The sequence below is a fragment of the Prevotella nigrescens genome (genome assembly GCF_031191185.1).
GTDB classification, from domain to species: domain Bacteria; phylum Bacteroidota; class Bacteroidia; order Bacteroidales; family Bacteroidaceae; genus Prevotella; species Prevotella nigrescens.
Genome location: NZ_CP133464.1, coordinates 271,887 through 294,684, shown reverse-complemented (window position 1 = coordinate 294,684; position 22,798 = coordinate 271,887). Strand labels below are relative to the sequence as shown.

Below are 22,798 nucleotides of genomic sequence, written 5' to 3'. Positions count from 1 at the left end.
AATTTCATCTCATCATAACACAGGCTGGGGGCAAGAAAGCACCCAGCCTGTCTCTTTTTATTATCCGTTACATCACACGTTTTTTACTTTTTTAAAACTCTAACCTTCCAACTTCAATATAAATAATGTATATTTGCAACCCACACATACTCGAATAAACGTTATGAAACGACTCCTTATCATTATAATTGCAGTTCTGACACACATTAGTTGGGCTATTGCAGGTCCGAATATACGTTGGAACCAGGCTTACCAAAACTACTTTAACAAATATAAAAACATAGCAATCAGAGAAATGCAACGCTACGGAATACCGGCAAGCATTACACTTGCACAAGGCGTTTTGGAAAGCGGAGCAGGCAACAGCCGGCTCGCCACCGTGGCAAATAACCACTTCGGAATTAAATGCCACGACTGGACAGGACCGTCGATATCCCACGACGACGATGAGCAGGGAGAATGTTTCAGAGTATATGGAAGTGCAATTGAAAGTTTCGAAGACCATTCCAAATTCTTAAGAGGACGCAGACGATACAGCAGCTTGTTCCAACTCGCAAGAACAGATTATCGTGGCTGGGCTTACGGACTGAAACGAGCAGGATACGCAACCAACCCTGCTTATGCAAATAGTCTGATAGACATCATAGAACTATACAGGCTCTACGAATACGATACAATGACTTTGGGCAAAAACGACAATATCTGGTCTACTCCGAAACCGTCGCGAAGAGAGGACATGGATATGCGAACCCGACAATTCAGAGCATTCAACGACAACTGCTATCTTACAGCCCATGCAGGCGAAACCTACGAAAACATAGCAAGGGAAATTGGTATAAAAGCCCATAAGCTGGCAAAATACAACGAGCAACCCGAAGACACACGTCTTAACGAAAGCGAAATTGTGTGGTTAAGAAAAAAGAAACATCATGTGCCGGACAACTTCAACAGACAATATCACACAGCAAAGAGCAACGAAAGTCTGTACGACATCGCTCAACTATACGGTGTCCGACTAAAGAACATAATAAAGGCAAACAAGAAAATAGCCAAACGAGGATTGAGAACCGGCGACAGAGTGAAGCTGCCATAGTATGGTAAAAGATGAAGTTACACCTTGTTATATAATAAACTCTGCCCATTGGCATTTGCCAGACTGCCTCACGAAATCAGTTATATGCCTGTATGCCCTTCCACATTGACCGTAAGAAAGGCATCTGTCTACGCTATCGGCTGTTCAAGACAGTGTTTGGTATTGTCAAGTCCGTGTTTTTTATAGCCGTCTCAGGATATCATCAATGCTTTTAACCTCGTTTTTACGTGAGAATGCATTGATGTTGTACTTTAAGCTCACAGAGAAAATCCGCTTGTCGGCGTTGTTCGTTTCTACAGACTTAAGGCTTGCGTAGACCACTTCCGACACAGAGCGTTTTGTACATAGCAGGTTGTTATAGGCTATGTTGAGCTGTAGTCTCTTACGAAAGAACCTGAAATTCATGCCAGCCGTTGTGCCAAAGACTGAAGACTGCCTTGATATGGCATCGTTCTCCTGCCCTGTGTAATTTGCCCTGACATAGAAATCTGCATCTCCTATGAATTGGTAGACATAGGATATCGAACTCTGCAGGGAGGTGAATAAATGAGAGTTGTCTGCTTCGCTACTTGCTTTTAGCTCACTCCTTTGTGCTAAGAAAGCAGTACTGATGCTGATGCGATGCTTGCCAAACTGCCTCGACAGACTTGCCCCGAGGCTTACTTGGTAGCTTCTGGCAAGGTTAATAGGCGTAATTCTTATTGTTTGTTTCTCGCTGTCGGTTGTGGGGACTTCCAAAATCTGGTTCCTGATGAATGAATATTCTGCATAGATGTTCAACGAGCGGTCGTATAATACGCTGAACGAAAGGTTATTAAAACAGACAGGTTCTAAAGCAGGATTTCCAATTCGGTAACTGTATCTATCGAAATAGGTAATTATCGGATTCAATTCTTGGTAAGATGGGAGGTTCATTTTCCTGTCGAATGCGAATGATAAACTCCATTTAGGCGACAAGTCAAGGCTTAATGAAAAAAAAGGAAACAATTTGCAAAGTCGCTTTGTGCGTTGCTGAGATGGTTTGAGCTCGGTGTATTCCATGCGTACAAACTCGCTTCTGACACCAGCCTGTACATCTAAAATTTTGCCTATTTGCTTTTGCAGATTTACATAATAGGCAAATTGGCGTTCTGTGTGTCTGCCCTTGCTGTTTAGCAAACCGCTTTTCATCGACTTAGAATCGGAAAGCGTATGGTTCCGCAAAGTCATGAAATCAGCTCCGACACTTCCATCTATCCACTTGAAAAACTGTCCTGTATAGTTCAATTTTGCCAAATACACGTGGTATTGCCCATTATACAGAATCGGAAAATCAGTCTTTTCAGTATCGGAAATCTCCTCAATGGCTTGTTTGTCTCTCGTAGATTGGTATATATAATCGAGGCTGAATTCAATCCGACCTTTACTTATTATCGGGACATTATAAAATAAATTCAACCGATTGTTCCTTTCCCTGTAATCCGATGTCGTATTCGTAAAAACTTCCTTGCGTAGATTTGGCTCAAGATATTGCACAGTACTTGCCAGAAAGGGCTTATTGGTTGAGGTATAAAAGTCGTCGTGAATTTGCAGATAATGGCTCTCGCCAAACTCATATTTAATGTCTGCTGCCAAATCGAAACCTTTTCGTCGAGTATTCAAAGTCTGCTGACTGAAATAGCGAATGGCTTTTAATGTGTTTTGTTGTTCTACCATGGAATATTCCTTACTGTTACGGAAGTTGCCTGTAACGTCCAAACTCGCAGTCAGCTTATTCAGCCCCCAATTAACATTCATGCCCTCACGTTGAGACAGTTCTCTGCCAAATTGCGTCCTTTCGCTAAGTTCCACAGCCATATTATCCTTCCATTTCTTTGTCGCAATCCGTAAAATGGAAGTATATTTACTGTCGTATTTTACACCTGCATTCCGTTCTATAGCAATTGATTTTATAGATTTTACAGGCAGGTTTTCTACTTCGGAGAAAGAGCGGACCATGCGATTATCTATCAAGATAAGCATGTTGTCTTTCCCCATTAGTCTTATCCCCGAAGCATCAGCCATCACTCCTGGCATATACGATAAGACATCTGTTGGAGAAAACATATTGGCAAGCGGCGTTCCTTCAACATTCATAACGATGGAATTCGCTTTCTTTTCCCACATTTTGCGCGTTGCGGTAACCGTTGCTTCCTTCATTAAAATTTCAGAAGGCTCAAGCATAACATTTAATTGGGTGTCATCTTTGGCAGAAATGCTGACCGGCAGCCGTTTCTTGGCATATCCCAAACAAGATATTTCCACGAAATACTTTCCCTCCTTCACCTTATTAAAGGAAAACATTCCCACACTATCTGTTACTGTACCAGAAATAAATAGAGAATCAGATGCCTGTCTAAGAATTACATTACAATATTCAATGGACGTCTTGCCAGAGGTTACCTTCCCAAAAAGGTTCTGTCCATGGGTCGGAAAACCAAAGGCAAAGAAGAAGAGAAAAAACAGAGACAGGGAAGAAAAGGGTTTATTTTGCATGATATTCAGCGTTAAAGAAACAGAAGATTAGTTTGTTCCGTCTGGCTATATAGCAAACAAGACACAGACAATAAGTATAACATATAAAGCCATCTACTTCTCATTCTACTCGTTTATTTAGGATTAACAGATATCGTTTCTGTATATTCATTGGCAAATATAGGGATAATATGCCACAATAGCAAAACTATTCGCAACTTTTTCCAATCTTCCTTAATCGTTTTCAAAAGATAAAGATAAGAAAAAAAACAATGCCTTCACATTTTAAGGACACTACCCTAACTGGCAAAACTTATTAGTCCTAAATACATCGCTCTATGTGCATACAAGTCAGTAGACCAAAAATGATACCCAATTTACCTCTGTAATTCTGGCATCAGACTTATTGTAATACGTGATGGTGTGTCAAAACACCATTCCGTTAAAGTCCCATCACCATCTTGTGAAGAGCAACCGCAGTCAAAGAACTAAAAGCTCAATGATGGCAGTTGTCCCATCTGTCCAAGAGAGTGGGGAGATATCAATATGAAGGGGAGCTCTCTCCCAGTCCCTTGTCCTGCAAGAAATCCCCACCGAACTTCTGCCCCCACTGTAGCACACAGCAAAAATACAACATTCATGGATACCAAAGAAAGGAATCCGTCCTGCCTTACACAGCCCCCACCCGAAAACCATGCAGGCGCAAGGAACCCTGAACACCCAAATATAAGTCTTTTTGTAAGAAGAACAAGCGTTTTGATAATACTCATTAAAATACCTGCACCCATTATACAACACTTATACCGGGGAAAACAAAAGGGCCCTGACTACCTTCGTAATCAGGACCCGCATAAAAAAAGGCAGCTACCTACTCTCCCGCATTGCATTGCAGTACCATCGGCGCAACCGGGCTTAACTTCTCTGTTCGGAATGGGAAGAGGTGGAACCCCGGCGCAATGACCACCCGAAAAAATCGCAGGCGTGCCGGAATGCACGCCGTAAGGGTGACCGTGACACGGGCAAGAGAAACTGTTTCTAAAGGCATAGAGACACTGCCGCAAGCAAGGGCAGGCGGAATGAAAGCTTCGGGCTATTAGTAGTGCTCGGCTGTGACGTCGCCGTCTATACACCTGCACCCTATCGACGTCATCGTCTGTGACGACCCTAATGAGGAGTTCTAATCTTGCGGAAGGCTTCGCGCTTAGATGCTTTCAGCGCTTATCCATGCCAGACTCGGCTACCCGGCGGTGCACCTGGCGGCACAACCGGCAGACCGGAGGTCTGTCCACCACGGTCCTCTCGTACTAGTGGCGGAACCACGCAAAACTCCAGCGCCCACGATAGATAGAGACCGAACTGTCTCACGACGTTCTGAACCCAGCTCGCGTGCCACTTTAATGGGCGAACAGCCCAACCCTTGGGACCTTCTCCAGCCCCAGGATGTGACGAGCCGACATCGAGGTGCCAAACCACCCCGTCGATATGAGCTCTTGGGGGGGATCAGCCTGTTATCCCCGGAGTACCTTTTATCCTTTGAGCGATGCAGTTTCCATACACGTGCACCGGATCACTATGCCCCAGTTTCCTGCCTGCTCGGCATGTCTGCCTCCCAGTCAAGCGCCCTTATGCCATTGCACTCAATGAGGCCGGTTACCAATCGGCCCGAGGGCACCTTTGGAAGCCTCCGTTACGCTTTTGGAGGCGACCACCCCAGTCAAACTGCCCACCAAGCAGTGTCCCCGCAACGGCGGGTTAGACCCCGGACAGCCAAAGGGCCGTATTTCAAGGATGGCTCCACGAACACTGGCGTGCGCGCTTCGAAGCCTCCGGCCTATCCTACACATCGGATGACCAAGGTCAGTGCTAAGCTGCAGTAAAGGTTCACGGGGTCTTTTCGTCCCATCGCGGGTAATCGGCATCTTCACCGATACTACAATTTCACTGAGATCATGGTTGAGACAGCGTCCGGATCATTACACCATTCGTGCAGGTCGGAACTTACCCGACAAGGAATTTCGCTACCTTAGGACCGTTATAGTTACGGCCGCCGTTTACCGGGGCTTCAATTCAGGCCTTCGACTTGCGTCTGAGCCCTCCTCTTAACCTTCCGGCACCGGGCAGGTGTCAGGCTGTATACGTCATCTCGCGAGTTTGCACAGCCCTGTGTTTTTGTTAAACAGTTGCCTGGACCTATTCTCTGCGCCTCGTAAAAAACGAGGACCCCTTATCCCGAGGTTACGGGGTCAGTTTGCCTAGTTCCTTAACCATGAATCTCTCAACGCCTCAGTATGTTCTACCCGACTACGTGTGTCCGTTTGCGGTACGGGTTGCCCAAACATTGAGCTTAGCGGATTTTCTTGGAAGTATGGTTACCTGTGCTGTCGGTCCGCCCCGGGGGGAGGACCGTACTATCGGCCATCAGCTCTGGGTGTGGATTTGCCTGCACCCATCACAGCCTAAAGCCTTCAACGCCCATGTCCGTAAGGGCGCGACAGTGTCACTGCTCCGTCTCCGCGTCGCTGAATGGGCAAGTCACGGAATGTTCACCGTGTATGCCATCGCCTTCGCCGTTCGGCTGGGACTTAGGACCCGACTGACCCCGGGCTGACTGGCATCGCCCGGGAAACCTTAGTCTTGCGGCGAGGGGGAATCTCACCCCCTTTATCGTTACTCATACCTACATTTGCTTTTCCATGCGCTCCAGGATCTGTCACCATCACCATTCTGCGCACATGGAATGCTCCCCTACCGATACTTTATATATACAATGCTATCCCGCGCCTTCGGTATCTGACTTCATACCCGATTATTATCCACGCCCGGACCCTCGACCAGTGAGCTGTTACGCACTCTTTGAATGAATGGCTGCTTCCAAGCCAACATCCTAGCTGTCACCGGGACCAGACTTCGTTAGACTAACTTAGACAGAATTTCGGGACCTTAGACGACGGTCAGGATTCTTCTCCTCTCGGGGACGGACCTTAGCACCCGCCCCCTTACTGCACGACTACGGTCCGTGAGCATTCGGAGTTCGTCAGGTCGCGACAGGCGGTGAAGCCCTCTTGACCTATCGGTCGCTCTACCTCTCACGGAGAACATCGCACGCGGCACCTAAATGCCTTTCGGGGAGTACGAGCTATCTCCAAGTTTGATTGGCCTTTCACTCCTACACTCAACTCATCGGGAAGCTTTTCAACGCTTATCCGTGCGGTCCTCCATTCCGTGTTACCGGAACTTCAACCTGGTCAAGTGTAGATCACTTGGTTTCGCGTCTACCCCACCCAACTGAACGCCCTCTTCAGGCTCGCTTTCACTGCGGATACGGGGCTGAGCCCCTTAACCTCGCTGGGCATGGTAACTCGTAGGTTCATTATGCAAAAGGCACGCCGTCACATACAACAATATGCTCCGACCGCTTGTAGGCGCATGGTTTCAGGAACTGTTTCACTCTCCTAATCGGAGTGCTTTTCACCTTTCCCTCACGGTACTGGTACACTATCGGTCTCACGGGAGTATTTAGCCTTGCCGGATGGGCCCGGCAGCTTCACGCAGAATTACTCGTGCTCCGCGCTACTCAGGATACCACTACGCCCCATCATGCTTCGGATACGGGACTGTCACCCGCTACGGTTGAACTTTCCAGAACATTCTCCTCACACCCGGGGTACGACGGCGTGGTCCTACAACCCCCACGGCGCATTGCCACGTCGTGGGTTTGGGCTGTTCCCCGTTCGCTCGCCACTACTGGGGGAATCATTAACTTATTTTCTTTTCCTGCAGGTACTAAGATGTTTCAGTTCCCTGCGTTAGCCTCCTGAACAAAAATCAGGATAGCACTCCTTCAGAGTGCTGGGTTGTCCCATTCGGAAATCCCCGGATCAGAGATTGCTTGCATCTACCCGGGGCTTATCGCAGCTTGACACGTCCTTCATCGCCTCCGTGAGCCAAGGCATCCGCCATGCGCCCTTAGTTACTTTCCATTCATGCGGCATGCAAAAGAACACATGGCCATACGGCCATGCGGCATGCCCATGCTCATACTTTCAGCTGTATCTTGAAATCTATGCGCTTGCTTCCCAAAAAAGAGGGAAGAAGCTAATTTATCTACAGTCTTGCCTGTGTCAACATGTCAAAGAACGATACCATAAATGCAACGTCGTGGACGGTGCAACATGATGAGTGAAGACAATGGACTTGAACCATAGCCGCAGGCCTCCAACCTTGTCTTCCTTGTTTATCTTTATATTGCAGAACAAAGACGATAGCACAAGAAGAGAAACTTCCTGACGGTTCATGCTGCAGGCGCAACGCGCCATGCAGAAAATGCCAGCCTGTAAAAGTCCCATCCAGAAAGGAGGTGTTCCAGCCGCACCTTCCGGTACGGCTACCTTGTTACGACTTAGCCCCAATCACCGGTCTTGCCCTAGGTCGCTCCTCGCGGTCACGAACTTCAGGCACCCCCGGCTTTCATGGCTTGACGGGCGGTGTGTACAAGGCCCGGGAACGTATTCACCGCGCCATGGCTGATGCGCGATTACTAGCGAATCCAGCTTCGTGGGGTCGGGTTGCAGACCCCAGTCCGAACTGGGACCGGATTTCAAGATTGGATGCAACTTGCATTGCACCGTCCCTCTGTACCGGCCATTGTAACACGTGTGTAGCCCCGGACGTAAGGGCCGTGCTGATTTGACGTCATCCCCACCTTCCTCGCACCTTGCGGTGGCAGTGTCCCCAGAGTGCCCGGCATCACCCGATGGCAACTGGGAAAGGGGGTTGCGCTCGTTATGGCACTTAAGCCGACACCTCACGGCACGAGCTGACGACAACCATGCAGCACCTTCACAGACGCCCCGAAGGGAAGCCCACGTCTCTGTGGGCTGCGACTGCAATTCAAGCCCGGGTAAGGTTCCTCGCGTATCATCGAATTAAACCACATGTTCCTCCGCTTGTGCGGGCCCCCGTCAATTCCTTTGAGTTTCACCGTTGCCGGCGTACTCCCCAGGTGGGATGCTTAATGCTTTCGCTTGGCCGCAGGCGCAGGGCGCCAACGGCGGGCATCCATCGTTTACAGTGCGGACTACCAGGGTATCTAATCCTGTTCGATACCCGCACCTTCGAGCTTAAGCGTCAGTAACACTCCCGCAGGCTGCCTTCGCGATCGGAGTTCCTCATGATATCTAAGCATTTCACCGCTACACCATGAATTCCGCCTGCGCTGCGTGTACTCAAGTCTGACAGTTCGCGCTGCAAGTTAAATGTTGAGCACCTAAATTTCACAACACGCTTAACAGACCGCCTACACTCCCTTTAAACCCAATAAATCCGGATAACGCCCGGACCTTCCGTATTACCGCGGCTGCTGGCACGGAATTAGCCGGTCCTTATTCATGAGGTACATGCAATGGCGCACACGTGCGCCAATTTATTCCCACATAAAAGCAGTTTACAACCCATAGGGCCGTCATCCTGCACGCTACTTGGCTGGTTCAGACTTGCGTCCATTGACCAATATTCCTCACTGCTGCCTCCCGTAGGAGTTTGGACCGTGTCTCAGTTCCAATGTGGGGGGCCTTCCTCTCAGAACCCCTACTGATCGTCGCCTTGGTGGGCCGTTGCCCCGCCAACTAGCTAATCAGACGCATCCCCATCCCTTACCGGAAAACCTTTGTTTCATATCGGATGCCGTCAATGAAACACATCGGGTATTAGGCCGTCTTTCGACGGGGTATCCCCAAGTAAGGGGCAGGTTGGATACGCGATACTCACCCGTGCGCCGGTCGACGTCCAGAATGTGCAAGCACATAATGCCGTTTCCCCACGACTTGCATGTGTTAAGCCTGTAGCCAGCGTTCATCCTGAGCCAGGATCAAACTCTCCATTGTAAAATATCTCTCATGGAACGGGAACACGAATGGCAAGAAGGCCATCGGAATCCCCCGTCCCGTAATCTGCCCGGGACCAATTATCAATTGGCATCAAGTTCATGCACCTAAAAAATGACAAGGTCGTTTCTTTTACCCATCTGCCGTCCCGAAAGGAGCGGCAGACGCTTCTCGTACTACTCTCTGTCCATGTAAATCCTATCAAAGAACGATGCCCAACGACGGCACGACAAACGCACCGGCCGTAAAAGCGAGTGCAAAGGTAGGACAAAAAATAATAACAACCAAACTTTTCGCTAAGAAATATTTAGAAAAGATAATATTTTTAAGTTCCTTAACAAGTAGAACGACTTTGCACCTTATATTATATAGGGGACTATTAGAGGGGCATGAGTGTTTCACGCACCCAGCCCCTCTCGTTTCATTGCCTCACTTTCGTTTAGTTGTTGATAATAATTTTCTGGGCAAATCTTTGGTTATTGTATTCTACCAATACGATGTAAATGCCTGAAGGAATGCCTCCTAACGGAATAATGCCTTTGGTTCCCTTGGCAATAAAGTGTCCATCAACAGAGTAGAGTCGCAATGTTCCCTTTGCATTTAACCTTATTGCAGTTCGGTCTACCGACAAGACTGACTTGTCTACCAACGGAGCTATTCCACTGGTCAGGTCTGCTATGAACGGTATTGACGCCATGGATTCCTTTCCGTCATTATAGTATGCCACGACGACATATTCTGCCTTGTCGAGCGGTTGTCTGTCAATGTAACGCGTTGTTTCGTAAGGAATGCAGACATTATTCAGCTGGACACCATTGCGGAAGATGTTGTAGCCAACAAGATTGTTGTCTTCTTCTCCTATAACATCGTCGGGACCGTCGGTTACGTTGCCCGTTATTCGCCAGCAGCAAGAGCCCATCTGAGGATCCCCATCGTAGAAGTCGTACACGGTTTGCCATGTCTTGCCGTTGTCTTCAGAGTAAATATCGCTCTTGCCCGTTACGCTATATTGCGAACTTTCGTAGGTCAAAGGAATCTGACCGGCATCATAATCGTGAATCTTAATACCTACAATCAGTTCCTTTGAGCTGTCTATCTTGATGGGCTTATTGAGTTTCTGGGTTGTATTTTCGTTGAATTTGATGTTTTCCATCTCCTGTTCGTAGATAAGTTTTCCATCTTCGAACACTACGACAGAAGCATGAATACCTTTCTCTCCGTCCACATCATCGTAATAATTAAGGTGTGTTGTTACCGAAGTGAGGTACTTCCCGTGGTATGGAACAAGCTCGTTCTGCGTGAATTTGTTGGCTCCGATAAGTTCTTTCCCTTCATTACCCAGTGTGTATCCGGGTGCTTCCGGTTCGAAAAGATAGTTGAGCAAATAGCTGTTCCTGCTATTCTTCCACATCAGGAATACGCTTTTGTCCATCACCTTACCCGTGAATCCCTTAGGAGCTTCGGCGTCGGCGGTACTTCCAATCATAATGTTGTCGAGGTAGAAATAATAGCTTATGCCACCCTTTCCGTGCTTGCGGAATCTTATCTGGAATTCTTTCCCGGCAACTTGCTTCGTCAAATCGAACGACATGATGCCTTCCTGGTGTGGCAATTCCTTCACTGTCCACTCCTTAGCTACCTGCCATGACTTTCCGTTATCTATGGTATATTCAACGCTAAGCGTATCTTTGGTCGGGTCTGTCTCCTTGCCTCCCTGCCCAAATTCCTCGTTACAAAGAACCAGGAACGAACATTTCACCTTGCTTGCCTTGGCTGCATCAATCGGACGGCTCACGACACTTGACGAGTAAGGGTGGAATGTGCATGCGCCAGACGACAGTCCCATTGAGGCGTTATGCCCTACCTGGGCTGCCACCAGCCATTCTGTGTCTGACTCGTCGCCATATTCCTTTTCTACCGTCCAATAGTTAGCCCGCAGCGAACCCTTCTCAAAATTCTCGAAAAGTGGGAACGAATAGTTCTCCGGAATGGCTATTTCGTTAGCATTCGAACGTGGAGAGAGCATCTCTTTCCCCTGCTTGTCGGCATATATAGCTTCGATTGAGAACTTGCGATAGCCTGCATAAACATTTTCCAGGGTTACTTTCATCTCGTCTTCCAAATCGCTCAGACTTACCGCTTTCTCTCCATCGCAATACACATTGTACCCTTTCAGCGTCAACGACTTATAGTTTGTCTTGTCCTTCTTCCACGAAAGCTGTACTTGTTGTAGCCTTGTTGAAATTCCTTTCGGTTTCTCGGGGGTTGCAGGAATTTCGGCCTCTCGTTTGTTCACGTCCAATATCCATGCGTTAGGAGTCTGTCCGAACGCTATATTAACGTCTTTATTGCCAGTTATGACACAGCCATCTGCCGACACTGCAGCAGGGAATGCCTGTACCTGGGCTTCATAATTCAATGGGAACGGCAACTTCAGTTGCGGATTGAACAGATAGAGATAATAGGTGAAGTCGAAGATTCTGTTAGATGAATACTGGTACCAGAAATCCCGATACGACATTCCGCCTGCAGCAATAGAGCCGTAAGTTACTGCACCGAACACGTCGCCATTGTCTGCAACGGTTGGTACGCGCATCTGTTCGTTACGCTCAAAGGTTGGCAAAGTGCGGTATGTGCCTTTCTCAACTTCGAAAAGACGGTAATCTGACATACTGGAAAGCGAGAAAATGAAGTATTTGCCATTGGGACTCATGTCTATCATGCGCATCTGTTCCAGCTTTGCCAGTTTGGCATCTTCGTCTTTGCAGCTCACCGTCTTGCACTTTCCGTCAATCCAATAGCAGGCTATTGATCTTCCGCCAGCAATTGCCAGCCCCGCAATAGTGCGTCCATCAGACGACACATTGACTGCAAGCCCATACTCATAACCATCGGGCAAGGGCAGTATTTCCGTCTTCCACTCGCCACTTGCATCACGAGTCCATTTCAGCGGATAGGCGTATGCAAAGTTGGAACACTTGCAATATCCCACGACAATATTGCCATCGCCCGACAGTCCTACTGCAAAAGTGCCGTCCTCGTGCTGTTTAATTTTCTTCATGTCCAGCGTTCCGTAAGGCAGTTTCGCTATTTTTCCGTTCTCAAACACGGCTGCAATGTTGGTAGGAGCATTCGTTCCGTAGAAGTCCACATAGTGGTTAATGTCCTTTACCGACCCACACAGCATTCCATTGTCGTTCACATCTCTAAATATACCGCATTTTTCCCAATCGTCCGTAATGTCCTTTGTTATCCATTGCAGGCTTCCGCTGCCTACATTATACACGAAACTCTCTGTTCCAATCCCCGATCGAGTTTTAGTCGGATTATATCCGACAAGGTATTTGCCATTCGGAGAGATGGCTAAAGAATAGGTGTTGTCACCTAAAATCTTCACATCGGCTGCCTGCATACTACAGAAAAAGGACAGCAACAAGATTAATAAAGATGCTTTTTTCATAATAATTACGTTTTTAGTTCTTTAATTCAGCAATTATATAACTCTCTAAAAAAGCAAGCAATTAGAGTGTTTAGGATTGCTCTATGCTCACATATACCAGCGTTTCGTTTACTTTTGCACTGCATACAACCCAAATAAAGAAATTCTGATACGCCACAAAGATAAACAAAATATTTGATAAAACAAACACTTTTCGAGAAAATTTATATAATAGCAATATTTATACACAAAACAAGGACGTGTACACAACCTCGTCTTGCTGGTGTGGCGGATTTGCCACAGCTTACAAAGAAGACGGAGGAAACCCAATGGAAACGCTCCATTTTGCAACAAAAAGGAGACGGCAGGAGTGTAAATATTATTCATAAACGCAGCTGTTGGGCAACAGGCTCGCTGTCAGCACATTGCATCAACGGTTGTCTCGCACTGCAAAACAATGGGTTTTGTGTGGCAAAAGCGGCTCTTTTGCATTGCAAGACAGCCGTTTTCGCAATGACGAAACGAAGCCATCGCTTTTCAACGGAATTATCTTTACAAAGTCTGTGCAGACACAGCTATCATTAACAAAAGCAACAAAGGTTTCCTGAATACCATGTCGTGCCCCTATAAACAGCTATGCACAACATAAAAAATATAGACATATCTTTGTATTTATCGGCGGAATTAGCTATTTTTGCCGCAGAAAACGTAAAGACATAAGACGACCTTTCATGGAAGAAAAAACTTTGACCGACCGCCCCATTCTGCACCAAGAAGGGCACAGCGTGCGGGAAATCTATCAGGATTTTTATGCGCTGGTGGGCGAAACCTTTGCCGACCGCGGCTACAAATACCGCAAATCCAAGCACGACATGTACAAGAAAATTGGCATTTTCCGAATAGAACTCGACTATCAGACCTTTTCATGGAATGCCATAGACGAGAATATAGACGTAACAATACACATGCGCATCTGCTATCAGCACCCAGATGGCGAGGAAGGTTGGTTCTTTGTGTATGACATCAATAACCAGGAGAACGAGGTTTCCAATGTGTTCGACCTTAAAGACGTCAGCAAAGAACAACTGTCAAAGCTCGTGAATGCCGTCGGGCAGTACCTTGATTACATGGAGGAACTGATTGACAAGTTCCAGCGAGGCGAGCTGATTGACATGAAAAGTCAGAAATTGACCGACCCCTATTCACAATATGAGTATGAGGAAATACCTACTTCCCTGTCCACAACCGAATGGGCACAAATGCCATGGTACGACCAATACACGCAGAAATCGATTGAAAACGTCTACCGGAACTTCTATAAATATATGCAGGAAGCACACGGAGACATGAATAAAACAAATAAACAATGTATCAGAAAATAGAAAAATGGATAGATAAAGTCCTGCAACAGGACTTTCCGGACGATGTAGTTGCCGTGATGTTCAACCTGTACGAAGACGGCGATGCCCTCTATTCAATGGAGGTTGTCGGCACAGAGAGCTTCGACGAAGAGGACGAAGACTGGGCTTGCGACGAGCTTACAGACTTCGAGACCCGCGAAAATCCGCTTGTATTGAAAAGCAAAGGCGACTGGGAGGAAATGCTTTCCACCGTTTCCGGCTGCCTGAAGAGATACCTTTCAGAGGGAAAACATGCCGACAAACTGAAGGGCTGCACCGCCGTAGCCACCGGATTCGTAGACGGCGACATCGAAATTCTATATACAAAGGCATAGCATCTGAAAGACGAGAGTACTCTATCACCTTATATATATAAGGTGTAAATCAGCTTAAACACCACCTTAATTGCTCATTTCAGGTTCAACGCGATTCATGAAATGGGATGTTTCTGCCGTCTTCGCACTGATTGAAGCCTGCCGAACACGGATATGTCAGGAGAGACAGAACCTAAGAAAACACTCCATCTTACGAACGCAAGGAAGGCAACAGAGCCGTAAACATTTTTCGCAAACGCAGCCATTGCGTAAAAGGCTCTCTGTCAGCACATTGCGACAACAGTTGTATGGCATTGCAAAACAATGGGTTTTGTGTGGTAAAAGCGGCTCTTTTGCAGTGCAAAACAGCCGCTTTTGCAATGCCGAAGCGCAGATGTTAGTTTTTAACGAAACTTTCTTAACAAAATCAGAGCGATTTTATGTAGAAACCGCACCCACGTCGCAGGGGGCGCAATTTATTGCGTTCCTCTATCCAATAAATTAATTTCGTGGTGTTAGGAACATAATAAATTGCGCCCCTACATAGGCAGAAAAGATTATCCCCGATACTGCTTCGTCAAGGAAAAGCGTATCGGGGACAAATTACAATAATAACTGTGTTCTAACTTAAGTGTACTTGTAACACAGCATTCGTTGCGAGTTCTATTGTTCTACGAACTGAATTTTCTTGTTCAATTCGTCTATGCGCGACTGCAATTTGGCAATTTTCTTCTCCATTTTGCTCAGCTTCTTCTGTGCCTTTGCCAACTTCTTGTTGGCGTCTTTCGCTGCTTTGAGCTTCTCAATGGTGTCTTTTGCATCCTTTACAGTGCTTGTTGCGTCAGACGTATTAAAGTCGGTCGTAACCGTATTTGCCTCTGCATTGACACTGGCAGCCTTCTCGCTGGCATCATTATAGTCGGCTTTTGCCATCTCATAGTCCAACTGAAGCTTGTTCAGCTTGGAGGTCAGGTCCAGCACTTTCTGCTGTTCCTTCAGGTTGTTCACTTTCGTTGCGCTTTGTGCAAAGCCACAGGCAGCCGACAAAACCATTATCCCTATTAAAAGAAATCTTTTCATAATTTTATTAATTTAACTTTCGCTGCAAAGGTAGATATTATTTCTTGGACAGACAAGACTTCCGTCTTAAATATCAAGAACGGTTTTACTTTTATTCAAGAAAATATACTTATCTTTGCAGCAAAATTGCTAAAACAAATAAAAAAGAATATTAAAGAATGGTTCAGGGAAAAAAAATGAGTCTCGATGCCTGCAACACGAAAGAGGACAAGGGGTCTCTTCGTTTCTTGCCACAGTCTATTTTTCATGTTCACAAAAGGGGGATTGGCGCAAAACGATGCGCCTTCTTGTTGCTTTGTGCAGTCGTTTCGCTGCATGCACGCGGGCAAATGCTTTTCTCAGAGAACCTTACCTTGGATATTGACAGTACGAAAACAATACAAGGTTCGCTGCAACCCGAGCTTGATTTCAAGACAGAAAAGGAGAACGTACTCACGTTCAAGAATACTGCCAACCTTAATTTGCTGATTGAGCGGAAGCGTATCATCAACCTTATAAACAAGTTTGAGTTTTCTTCTTACGGCAAAAAGATAACGGTGAGCGGTGGCTATGTGCATGCCGAATACCGCTATTTGCTTCAGCATAGGTTCGAAGTCTATCCCTATATGGAGTCGCAATGGGCAGGCAGCAGGGGCATGACGTTTAAGCTTTCCGCTGGTTTACAGGCACGTTACAAGTTTATTGAATCGAAAAACTGGCTGCTGTTTGCCAACACTGCCCTGTTCTACGAGTTCGAAAAATGGGAGTATCCCGACCCACCGGCAGGCACAGTGACACACGCTTACAGCCGATACATAAAGCACCACCTGTCGTTCAGCATAAAATGTAAGCTCGGAACACATTGGGACATCATTACAACGGGCATCTATCAGGCTCGTCCCGACAGCTATTTTAAGACACCCCGATTCGGCGCAGCGATAGATTTAGCTTACCATATTACACCGAAAATTGGTTTGAATTGTGCCTATCGCCTTATTTACGATACTGCTCCTATTGTGCCGGTGCGCAAGAATTACACCACAATAAATGCTGGAATAAACATCGCTTTTTAATAGAAAGGGTGATAGAAACTATATTTCTCCTATGAATTTTAAGGTTCATAGGAGAAATGGAAGCCTTGGAACACATAGGAAAAACACCAAAAACATAAGCCTTTACTCTACCTTTAAGATGTAAACATCGGGCCAAATGGTTACATCTACATGCACCGTGGTGTCTGATTTGCGGAATTGCAGCACGTTCGTAGCGGTGTTGCTGTTGCTGACGACAAAGCCGATGTTGCGCAATTGCTGTGCAAACCGCCGATAATAGTTCTTGTCCCAGAACACCACTTCGATGCCCGCACCTTGCGTATCGATGACGGCGAGCGACGATTCGTCGGTCTTCCGGAATAGCTTATAGAGCGGTTCAGACACTTCGTACTGCTCGTTGGGTTGCAGATGCCAGCCCCAGATATGCCTCGGATCGCTGTCGTCAAGATACTTCGAAACCCGTATCCGCCTCAGTCCGTAGCGTTTAAAGGGCGCAACGGTGGGCATTTTGCGTAGCTTTTGTTGCTGATATTGCAACAGTTCTACGGCTGTCAGTTGTAGATAATTGCCATATTGAGCTTTCCCCAATATGGCAATACAGAATAATATAAGTATTAAAAATAGTCTTCTCATTCTTTTTTGTTACCCGAAACCTGCGTTTCAGAGCTGTTCTATCTCTGCCAGCCAGTTGGTGCAGTCGGCATCTGACGGCATGCGCCAATCGCCACGGGGCGACAAACTCACCGTTCCCACCTTCGGACCATCGGGCAAACAAGAGCGCTTGAACTGGTTTCGGAAAAAACGACCGACGAAATTGTACAGCCATTTCTTTATTTCTTCTGCCTCATACTTGCCTGCAAACGCCTGATTGGCAAGGAAATATATCTTTGAAGGCTGGAAACCGTGTCGCAAGAAGTAGTACAGGAAGAAGTCGTTAAGTTCGTATGGTCCGACAAAATCTTCCGTTTTCTGTTGTATTTTCCCTTCTTCGTCTGCCGGAGTAAGCTCCGGTGATATGGGTGTGTCCACTATATCGCGCAATGCTTCTGCCACTTTTTCGTTCTTGGTCATGCCAGATACGTATGTAACAAGGTGCCTTACCAACGTTTTCGGAACGCTTGCATTGACGGCATACATGCTCATGTGGTCGCCATTATAGGTGCACCAGCCCAGCGCCAGTTCGCTTAAATCGCCCGTTCCCAGCACCATTCCGTTGTATTCGTTTGCCAAATCCATCAGAATTTGGGTGCGTTCGCGTGCCTGTGCGTTCTCAAATGTAGAGTCGTGGGTAACTGTATCGTGTCCAATATCCTTGAGATGCTGAACCACCGACGGCACTATGCTAATCTCTTTCGTGTCTACTCCCAGCTCCTTCATCAGTGCAACGGCATTCGTGTAGGTTCGTTTCGATGTGCCGAACCCTGGCATCGTAACTGCCAGAATGCCATTCCGGTCGAGTTTCAGCTTGTCGAACGCACGCACACATACAAGCAATGCGAGTGTGGAATCGAGCCCTCCGCTCACTCCAATCACCACTTTCTTGCAATGGGTGTGTACCAGACGCTTTGCCAAACCCATGACCTGAATGTTGAAAACCTCCTCGCAAGCAGCTTCCATGTGGCTGCTTTGTATGAAAGGTTGTGGGTTTATTTTGCGCGTCAGGGTAAATTCGCGTTCCGCATTCTGCCTTGGCAGGCAGTTAATGTATGTCTTTTCGGGCAGCACACCGCCTATTGGGTCTACATACATGTCCTTCTGTGCGTTTACGAAAGTGGTGTTCGACCGTCTTTCCGTACGCAGTTTCTCTATGTCTATCTCGCTTGTTACGAGCTGCGGGTCGAGCGAAAAGCGTTCGGCTTTGGCTATCTGACTGCCGTTTTCGTATATGAACGCATTGCCACCGAACACTACGTCCTGCGAACTTTCGCCGAAACCGCAGCTGCTGTACACGTATGCCGAGATGGTGCGGGCACTCTGCTGTGCCAGCAAAGACTCGAGATAGTGGTGCTTGCCGATTTGTTCGGTGCTTGCCGAGAGGTTGAACATAATCTCCACACCTGCCAATGTGAGTGCGTTGCTGGGCGGAATGGGTGCCCAGATGTCCTCGCATATCTCTATTCCGAACTTAACTCCGTCGGCAGTACGGAATATCTGGCGTGCCGGTGTAACCAACACGGTCTGCCCGGCGTAGTGTATCTGTGTCGGACAAAGGTCGCGCGCTGATGCAAACCACCGCTTTTCGTAGAACTCTGCATAGTTCGGAAGGTAGGTCTTTGGTACTATCCCGATTATCTTTCCGTGCTGTACCACTGCCGCACAGTTGAGCAACAGCGGACCCACACACACCGGAATGCCGACAATGGCAATGATGTCGAGCTGACGGGTAAAGTCGAGCAGCATCATCATAGCGTGCTCCGAGTCGTCGAGCAACAGTTGTTGTCGGAACAAGTCCTGGCATGTATAGCCTGTAATGCAGAACTCCGGGAAGACGATTATCTCAACCCCCTGCCCTTCTGCAGCTATTATTTGCTTTTCAATAGCGTCAAGATTGAACTTAGTGTCGGCTATCCTTACCTCCGGAATTGCCGTAGCCACTTTGATAAATCCGTATTTCATTCGTTTTAAAGTATGTTAGGTTATTATTGTTACTTGCGTTGCACCGTAGCCATATTCGCGGAACGATGCGTCCTGGAAGTGGTATTTCTTGTACCGATAGTTCAGTTCGCGTAGGATGGCACGGCGCAACACGCCTTCGCCTTTACCGTGAATGAAGACTATTTTCTGTTGGTTCTTGTTCTTATACTGTTCCAATGTGGCGCGGAAAATGCCCAGTTGATATTCCAGAATATCGCCTGCGGTCAGCCCTGCTGTGGTCTCCAACACCTCTTCGGCGTGCAAATCTACAACAATTTTATCGTTTTTAAGAATTTGTTTGGCATATTTTGCTTTGCTCTGACTATTTTCGTATCTCCGCACCAAAGGTTTTCGGGCTGGCTGCAGCGTGGGTTGGGCTGGCTGAGTGTTGCTGCCTTGCAACTTCTTCGGCAGTTCTATCTTCTCGTTCAGCTTTGTTTCTTTCGCCTTTTCTTTTTCGGTTACGGCGTAAAGCAGTGCCGGTGCATCGAAGAAATCGTTCTCGCGGAAGGTGTTCAGCTTGTAAAACTTGGTGGCATCTATGCGTATGTGCGCATCGAGTGCGGGCTTGCGCTCGAACGTCTTAGCAGGTTTGTAGGCAAAAACTTGTACGCACGCTTCGGCAATGTTGTTTAAATCGTCATACGAGAACCGCTCTATGAAGAGTTTGGTGTTGGGTTCTATTTCGCCCACTGCCTTGCATTGCCATTCGTTTGGGGTGCCTACCATATATAAATAATGTATATAGTAGTTGCTGTCGTTCACCAAATACGACTCGAAGTCGGTGTTGTTCAGTTCCCGGGGCTTGGTTGGCACAAACGCCAAATAGGCTGTCAGCGTGTTGCCGTCCTCGCGTTCGCGTGGCTGTGGCACGAAATTGTCGGCTGGGTCGTAGTCTATTTCCTCTTCGCCTGCCTCTGTTTCGCTGGTGGTTGTGGCAGTGTTTCCGCTCAGCCGGGCTTTTATCGACTTCGACTTTCCTTCTTCCCGTTCCTCCTTTGCTTGTTCCAGACTCTTTATCTTGGCTTCCGCCCTATCGTCGTTGTCCACTACCACAACGTCGTTGATGGGTGTCGGAATTTCAAAACCGTCTTCGTCTTCTACCAATACTATGTTTTTACCTTGGAAACCAGATATTTTTCCTCCGCCTACCTCGCTTAAAAATCTAACCTTATCGCCTATCTTCATTTTCTTTTTTGTTTTGTTCTGATTACTGTAATAAATGTTTACAAAAAGCCATCGCTTCTATTTTGCCGTACAAAAACCACCTTTTCGCGGTGCAAGAACCACCCTTTTACCTTGCAAAAAACCTTGTTTTGCGAGCCAAAAGCAACACTTTTGCAGAGTGTTTGTAAGCCTCTGACCAACAGATAATTATATTCTTAGTTCTGTGTAATGTATTTTTACCAGCACCGCGACAGTTTTCCCTGCTCGCCGAAGCTACGGAATGAGCAGACTGCTGTCGCCATAACTCAGGAAGCGGAAGTCGTGTGCAAGGGCGTAATCGTACACCTTGCGCCAGTTGCCGCCAATGAACGCACTTACCAAGAGCAGCAACGTGGATTGCGGTTGGTGGAAGTTGGTTACGAGCATTCGCACTATCTTGTACGTAAAGCCGGGGGCTATGATGATTTGCGTGCTTGTATGGAGTGCCTGCAAGCCGTTGCCGTCTAAGTAATTCAGCAGGTTTTGCAGCGCACGTTCCACGCTGACGGCTGTTCCGTTCACCAAAATCAGTCCGTCGGAGTTGTGTTCTTGCTCGTAGGGTTCCCATTGGTTTACGTGCAATTCGTCTTCGGTGGCTTGTGGGTTGCGTTCCAACTTCACGCCCATATAGTACAGACTTTCGAGCGTGCGTACGCTTGTCGTGCCCACGGCAATGGCACTGCAGCCATGCGAAAGCAGGTTTTCGAGCGTGTGGCGGTGCACCACCACATATTCGGAGTGCATGTTGTGTCCTTCTATCTCGGTGCTCTTCACGGGTTTAAATGTGCCTGCGCCCACGTGCAGCGTAAGTTCGTCGCGCGTTATTCCTGCCTTGTCGATGGCGTGGAGCACGTTTTGTGTGAAGTGCAGCCCTGCCGTTGGTGCAGCCACCGACCCTTTTATTTTAGAATAAACGGTCTGGTAGGTTTGCTTGTCGCTCTCTTCGGTGTTGCGGTTCAGGTAGGGCGGTATGGGCAATTCGCCCACGGCTTCGAGTATTTCGGCAAACGACACCCGGTGGTTGTCCCATGCAAAGTCTACCCAGTGGTTGGTTCCGCCAGCCACGGCAGTGTCTGTCTTTGTGCGGTCTACGGTGGCAGTGAGCATCAAATCGTGCCCGTTGATTTGGAACGAGCGTCGCAGTGTGCCCTCCTTCCACTTCTTCAGGTTGCCAATCATGCAGAGCCACGAGCACCGTTGGTTGGTCTGGAACATCAGTTCGTAGTCGGTGGGCTGTGCAGGTTCCATCAAGAAGATTTCTATCAGTGCCCCCGTTTCCTTGCGGAAGTGCATGCGTGCCTGTATCACCCTTGTGTTGTTGAACACCATGAGTGCACCCTTGGGCAGATATTTGGGCAGGTTGCAGAACACGTCTTCGCCCACTTCGCCGTGCTTGTAGAGCAACAGTTTGCTGTGGTCGCGCTCGGAAAGCGGAAACTTGGCAATGCGTTCGTCGGGCAAAGGGTAGTCGTAGTCCGATATTCTTATATGTTTTGTTTCGTCTATCATTGGTTTTTATTTTATAATCCGGCTTCTATCACGCCTCTAATCATGCAATAAATGCAGGTGAGCATTATAACGGTGAGCACCACATCTACATCTTTCACCTCGTAGCCGGTCTTGGTGAACTGGCTGGTTACGTAGGGAGAGATGGGTGCTACACGGTGTTGTATCTGTTGATATACAAAGTAGCACAAGGCTGCATTGAGTGTTCCAGCCACCATACCCACGAGAACGTCGGACGGAAAGTGCACGCCGAGGTACAATCGTGTCCATGCCACAAGGCAAGCCCATAGGAAAAGCGTGACGGAAAGCAACCTGCTGCGCACCAGGAACATAAAGAACACGGCTACCGAAAAGGCGTTGCAGGCGTGGGCAGAGAAGAAACTGAAACCTTCAGGGGTGTATCCGCGCACCAAACTGATGCTGTGGGCGAGCAAAGGGTCGGACGATGGGCGCAGCCGGGCTACGTATGGCTTTACGAAACTGCCGTTGCCCACATTCGAAACAAGCATGCACAAAGCCATGGTGCCCATTATGAGGAGTATGCGACCCCACCTTTCGTTGTTTTTCACTACTAAATAGAGCAACGAAAGGTAGAGGGGTATCCACGTGTAGCCCGATGTAAACACCAGCACAACGTGGTCTAAGAACATATTATTGGGGTTGTTGAAAAACAACAGCAAGGTCTTGTCGTATTCAAGGAGCGATGAAAGGTTCATTGCA

At 47.6% G+C, this 22,798-nt stretch carries 13 protein-coding genes and 3 rRNA genes; 5 read left to right on the top strand and 11 right to left on the bottom strand.

The features are described 5' to 3' along the window. Positions 1-163 precede the first annotated feature (163 nt). Positions 164-1,093 (top strand): glucosaminidase domain-containing protein, encoded by a 930-nt coding sequence (locus tag RDV52_RS01070; RefSeq protein WP_004367862.1) that lies wholly within the window; start codon positions 164-166, stop codon positions 1,091-1,093. Between the two features lie 180 nt (positions 1,094-1,273). Here RDV52_RS01070 and RDV52_RS01065 read toward each other — a convergent pair whose 3' ends face one another. The 5 genes from RDV52_RS01065 to RDV52_RS01045 form a co-directional block, all read right to left on the bottom strand. Continuing rightward, on the bottom strand, positions 1,274-3,607 hold the full coding sequence (locus RDV52_RS01065) for an outer membrane beta-barrel family protein (protein WP_004367863.1): 2,334 nt from the start codon (positions 3,605-3,607) through the stop codon (positions 1,274-1,276). Between the two features lie 834 nt (positions 3,608-4,441). Then, a 5S ribosomal RNA gene (gene rrf, locus RDV52_RS01060) occupies positions 4,442-4,554 on the bottom strand. Between the two features lie 106 nt (positions 4,555-4,660). Continuing rightward, a 23S ribosomal RNA gene (locus tag RDV52_RS01055) occupies positions 4,661-7,566 on the bottom strand. Between the two features lie 370 nt (positions 7,567-7,936). Continuing rightward, positions 7,937-9,468: ribosomal RNA gene (locus RDV52_RS01050) — 16S ribosomal RNA — on the bottom strand. Together the 16S, 23S and 5S rRNA genes form the textbook arrangement of a ribosomal RNA operon. A gap of 439 nt (positions 9,469-9,907) precedes the next feature. Further along, on the bottom strand, positions 9,908-12,928 hold the full coding sequence (locus RDV52_RS01045) for a T9SS type A sorting domain-containing protein (RefSeq protein WP_040557222.1): 3,021 nt from the start codon (positions 12,926-12,928) through the stop codon (positions 9,908-9,910). A gap of 710 nt (positions 12,929-13,638) precedes the next feature. Between RDV52_RS01045 and RDV52_RS01040 the strand changes: the two genes are divergently transcribed. The 3 genes from RDV52_RS01040 (at position 13,639) to RDV52_RS01030 (ending at position 15,126) form a co-directional block, all read left to right on the top strand. Further along, positions 13,639-14,289, top strand: a complete 651-nt coding sequence (locus RDV52_RS01040) for a hypothetical protein (RefSeq protein ID WP_004367583.1) — start codon at positions 13,639-13,641, stop codon at positions 14,287-14,289. Continuing rightward, positions 14,274-14,642 (top strand): hypothetical protein, encoded by a 369-nt coding sequence (locus RDV52_RS01035; RefSeq protein WP_004367582.1) that lies wholly within the window; start codon positions 14,274-14,276, stop codon positions 14,640-14,642. Before RDV52_RS01040 ends, RDV52_RS01035 begins: the two co-directional genes overlap by 16 nt. Positions 14,643-14,712: 70 nt before the next feature. Further along, positions 14,713-15,126: a hypothetical protein gene (locus RDV52_RS01030; protein ID WP_223381213.1), complete on the top strand. Its 414-nt coding sequence runs from the start codon at positions 14,713-14,715 to the stop codon at positions 15,124-15,126. A gap of 158 nt (positions 15,127-15,284) precedes the next feature. Here RDV52_RS01030 and RDV52_RS01025 read toward each other — a convergent pair whose 3' ends face one another. Further along, positions 15,285-15,701 carry a hypothetical protein gene (locus tag RDV52_RS01025; RefSeq protein WP_004367580.1) on the bottom strand — a complete coding sequence of 139 codons (417 nt, stop codon included), beginning with the start codon at positions 15,699-15,701 and terminating at the stop codon, positions 15,285-15,287. 158 nt (positions 15,702-15,859) lie between these two features. Between RDV52_RS01025 and RDV52_RS01020 the strand changes: the two genes are divergently transcribed. Further along, complete coding sequence (locus tag RDV52_RS01020) at positions 15,860-16,753, top strand: hypothetical protein (RefSeq protein WP_004367579.1); 894 nt, start codon at positions 15,860-15,862, stop codon at positions 16,751-16,753. A gap of 102 nt (positions 16,754-16,855) precedes the next feature. Here the strand turns inward: RDV52_RS01020 and RDV52_RS01015 are convergent, their stop codons facing one another. The 5 genes from RDV52_RS01015 to RDV52_RS00995 form a co-directional block, all read right to left on the bottom strand. Further along, a complete protein-coding gene (locus RDV52_RS01015; RefSeq protein ID WP_004364691.1) occupies positions 16,856-17,365 on the bottom strand; it encodes a hypothetical protein in 510 nt (169 codons plus the stop codon). Positions 17,366-17,392: 27 nt separating this feature from the next. Beyond that, positions 17,393-19,348 (bottom strand): NAD(+) synthase, encoded by a 1,956-nt coding sequence (locus tag RDV52_RS01010; RefSeq protein ID WP_004367578.1) that lies wholly within the window; start codon positions 19,346-19,348, stop codon positions 17,393-17,395. 15 nt (positions 19,349-19,363) lie between these two features. Further along, positions 19,364-20,554, bottom strand: a complete 1,191-nt coding sequence (locus tag RDV52_RS01005) for a DUF2027 domain-containing protein (protein WP_004367577.1) — start codon at positions 20,552-20,554, stop codon at positions 19,364-19,366. A 252-nt stretch (positions 20,555-20,806) separates the two neighbouring features. Continuing rightward, positions 20,807-22,081: an S-adenosylmethionine:tRNA ribosyltransferase-isomerase gene (locus RDV52_RS01000; protein ID WP_004367575.1), complete on the bottom strand. Its 1,275-nt coding sequence runs from the start codon at positions 22,079-22,081 to the stop codon at positions 20,807-20,809. 11 nt (positions 22,082-22,092) lie between these two features. Further along, a complete protein-coding gene (locus RDV52_RS00995; RefSeq protein ID WP_004364686.1) occupies positions 22,093-22,794 on the bottom strand; it encodes a phosphatase PAP2 family protein in 702 nt (233 codons plus the stop codon). Between the last annotated feature and the right edge of the window lie 4 nt (positions 22,795-22,798).

Coding starts and splice junctions, on each gene's coding strand:
- RDV52_RS01070 (WP_004367862.1), top strand. CDS start 164: ATGAAACGACTCCTTATCATTATAATTGCAGTTCTGACACACATTAGT.
- RDV52_RS01065 (WP_004367863.1), bottom strand. CDS start 3,607: ATGCAAAATAAACCCTTTTCTTCCCTGTCTCTGTTTTTTCTCTTCTTC.
- RDV52_RS01045 (WP_040557222.1), bottom strand. CDS start 12,928: ATGAAAAAAGCATCTTTATTAATCTTGTTGCTGTCCTTTTTCTGTAGT.
- RDV52_RS01040 (WP_004367583.1), top strand. CDS start 13,639: ATGGAAGAAAAAACTTTGACCGACCGCCCCATTCTGCACCAAGAAGGG.
- RDV52_RS01035 (WP_004367582.1), top strand. CDS start 14,274: ATGTATCAGAAAATAGAAAAATGGATAGATAAAGTCCTGCAACAGGAC.
- RDV52_RS01025 (WP_004367580.1), bottom strand. CDS start 15,701: ATGAAAAGATTTCTTTTAATAGGGATAATGGTTTTGTCGGCTGCCTGT.
- RDV52_RS01020 (WP_004367579.1), top strand. CDS start 15,860: ATGGTTCAGGGAAAAAAAATGAGTCTCGATGCCTGCAACACGAAAGAG.
- RDV52_RS01015 (WP_004364691.1), bottom strand. CDS start 17,365: ATGAGAAGACTATTTTTAATACTTATATTATTCTGTATTGCCATATTG.
- RDV52_RS01010 (WP_004367578.1), bottom strand. CDS start 19,348: ATGAAATACGGATTTATCAAAGTGGCTACGGCAATTCCGGAGGTAAGG.
- RDV52_RS01005 (WP_004367577.1), bottom strand. CDS start 20,554: ATGAAGATAGGCGATAAGGTTAGATTTTTAAGCGAGGTAGGCGGAGGA.
- RDV52_RS01000 (WP_004367575.1), bottom strand. CDS start 22,081: ATGATAGACGAAACAAAACATATAAGAATATCGGACTACGACTACCCT.
- RDV52_RS00995 (WP_004364686.1), bottom strand. CDS start 22,794: ATGAACCTTTCATCGCTCCTTGAATACGACAAGACCTTGCTGTTGTTT.